2 protein-coding genes are annotated in these 2,507 nt (G+C 44.2%); both read left to right on the top strand.

Features of this window, described 5'->3' with window-relative positions; translation table 11 throughout:
• Positions 1-627: 627 nt before the first annotated feature.
• Positions 628-825 carry a hypothetical protein gene (locus ACZLZY_RS24760; RefSeq protein WP_472936624.1) on the top strand — a complete coding sequence of 66 codons (198 nt, stop codon included), beginning with the start codon at positions 628-630 and terminating at the stop codon, positions 823-825.
• 525 nt (positions 826-1,350) lie between these two features.
• Complete coding sequence (locus tag ACZLZY_RS24755) at positions 1,351-2,445, top strand: acyltransferase family protein (protein ID WP_472936623.1); 1,095 nt, start codon at positions 1,351-1,353, stop codon at positions 2,443-2,445.
• Positions 2,446-2,507 lie beyond the last annotated feature (62 nt).

The following is a 2,507-nucleotide window of genomic DNA, read 5'->3' as shown; positions in this document are numbered from 1 at the left end:
CCAGCGCATGTTGGTATAAAGCATTAGAGAACTTTTCAGGGAGTAGACCACGAGGACGACGCCGCCCGAGTGTTTCACTGCGACAATGCAGGTCATTCGCCCGCCCTCCGTCATACCAGGAAGAAGTTGAACACGTGGCGCTCGGAGGTTTAGAAATCAGGATTTTGGAGCTAACACCAGGTTGTGGAGTTAGTTATTATCTTTCGTCGTGGGATGGAGATTCATTTTAGTATTCGTCGTCATTCTCGCGATCCTCGCCATTGCATATTTTTAGTTTAAGAAGCACAAACCATCGAAGGCGGTGGGTGGCGCTCTCGATTGGACGCCGAATTTCTTCCTCTACTGGGCCCCGCCCATTTCCAGTATCACCGCAATATGCAGGGATTACCTCCCCTGGTTCTGCTCCTGCTGCAGGGAGCTAGCGATATGGACCTCTAACTATCCCTGACAGGGGCAGCCCAGAACTATGCCGGCCACCGGTTCGGAACGACGGCAACGCCATCCGACATTCTCGCAATCCAGCGGCTCGGAAAGCTTTTCCTCAAACAGGAAGTCGACGCACAGAACTGGTCGACCATTGTTTGTGAATTCCTGCGTCGCCAGCATCTTGACGACACCGGAAAAGAGATGACTGTGCTAGAGCTGGGCGAAAAGTTCGACGAAGTTAAAAATTCGATTACTGAGCGGCCAGACTTCGAGGACACGCTGCAGGCGATGCTGTTGAAGGATTCCATCGACAGACAATTCCAGCAAGCCCACGGGAAGCTCATCCGAGAGTTCCAGGGGGAGATGCTCGCAGCGGACGAGGGCGACCGAAGCAACTAGTTCGAGTAAAAAAACGCCGGATGGCAATTTCCCTCCACTAAGGGTATGCGGCGTCCACTAAGGGTATGCGGCGTGAGGCTAAAGAAGCATTTTCCACAAACCGGGTGCCCCATACTAGATATATCTATACGCTATTCGGCATTGGATAAGGGATACGTCGATAGACTAGATAAGATCTTTATTTATCTGCACTCCTCTAGCATGGCCGTTTTGCCAATAAGTTTGATAGCTCATAAAAATAAGGATCCAGTCTTTGTGAATAATGTAACTCGTAATTATTAACAGAAATTGACTTACAATACGCCATTTTTACCGAGCTAGAAACAATTTTATTTAATGATAATAATATGTCTTATTAGATACTCTATTATCTGTTTTAAATTTTTCAATATTTTTGATCCTATATGAAATATGCTTCAGACTTGTATTCGTGATAGAGAATGTCAAGGGCGGAATCGCTGATTCCACTTGTACTCAATATCTAAGAAGCTATAAATATCGCCGTAATAACAGCTTGAGGTGGCCATGCGCAGCGTTTCAAAATACGATTTTATTGATGTTATTAGAGCTATCGCCGCTTTAGTAGTCGTTTTTTCTCATATGCAACAAATCATTATTGACCGACCACTTACACCAGGCGTGGTTAATCAAATTCTAAGCGTTGTGACTACTCAAGGTCACAATGCGGTTGTTGTATTTTTTGTAATTTCTGGTTTCTGGATTGTCCGATCTGTAATTCGCGTTGGCGATAAATTCGCATTTGGGTATTTTTTATTCGAACGTTTGGCGCGGCTCTGGGTCGTACTATTGCCAGCTCTTATTATTGGCTTAAGCGTTGACGCTTTTGGCACCAATTTTTTCTCATCCCCTTTGTACGCTGGTACGCAGGGCTCGGTTGCGTTGGCTTACGATATTACAGACCGACTCACGGTAACGACCTTATTAGGAAACGCGTTGTTTCTCCAAGATCTTGCGGTGCCAGCATTAGGGTCCAATGGTGCCCTTTGGACTATTGCTTGCGAATTTTGGTATTATATATACTTCCCACTCGCCTATATGGCGGTCAGGCGTCGAAACTTCTTGGGAATTGCATTATCTTTTTTAGCATTCTTTATATTGCCAAGTCCGCATCTCTTTATCTGTTGGTCGTTAGGCGGTGTGGTTTATTTATATGTTGAAAAGCGCTTAGGGAAGTGCGATTTTCATTGGACCCTGCCGTTAGCTGCTCTTGTCGCATTCTTCTTTTTGAACTTCGTATCAAAGATACTTGCTCTAAATTCTACGCTAAATGACTTACTAATTGCTTCATCTTTTTCTCTTTTTCTTGCGCTTGGCATGCGCTCTTCATTTGGCTTGGCTAAGGGTTTCTCGCGACTAGCCGCGTTTGGAAGTAAGGCTTCTTATTCTCTATATGCAACGCATCTTCCGATTGTGGTATTTATATGCAATTTTGTTGTCCCAACAACAAGAATTCCTGCTAACCTCTATTCCTGGATTTTGGTTTTTACAATGCCCCTAATTCCGGTAGTATTTTCTTTGATATTTTCTAAATACACTGAAGTGAGGACTAACTCCGTGAAGCTCTATCTGAGAAACGCGTTCAATTTGAAAAAAATCTGATGGATAATAGTAGTGGCAGCAGATATTAGATGCATGCTTTTAATAGTGCTTTTTTAACTGGA

Source organism: Mesocryomonas lacus (assembly GCF_055730135.2).
Note: the sequence above shows the minus strand (reverse complement) of the source record. Positions and strands in the feature narration are given on the sequence as shown.

Bases quoted from the DNA above. Each gene is read 5' to 3' on its own strand.
- ACZLZY_RS24755 (WP_472936623.1), top strand. From the start codon at position 1,351: ATGCGCAGCGTTTCAAAATACGATTTTATTGATGTTATTAGAGCTATC.
- ACZLZY_RS24760 (WP_472936624.1), top strand. From the start codon at position 628: ATGACTGTGCTAGAGCTGGGCGAAAAGTTCGACGAAGTTAAAAATTCG.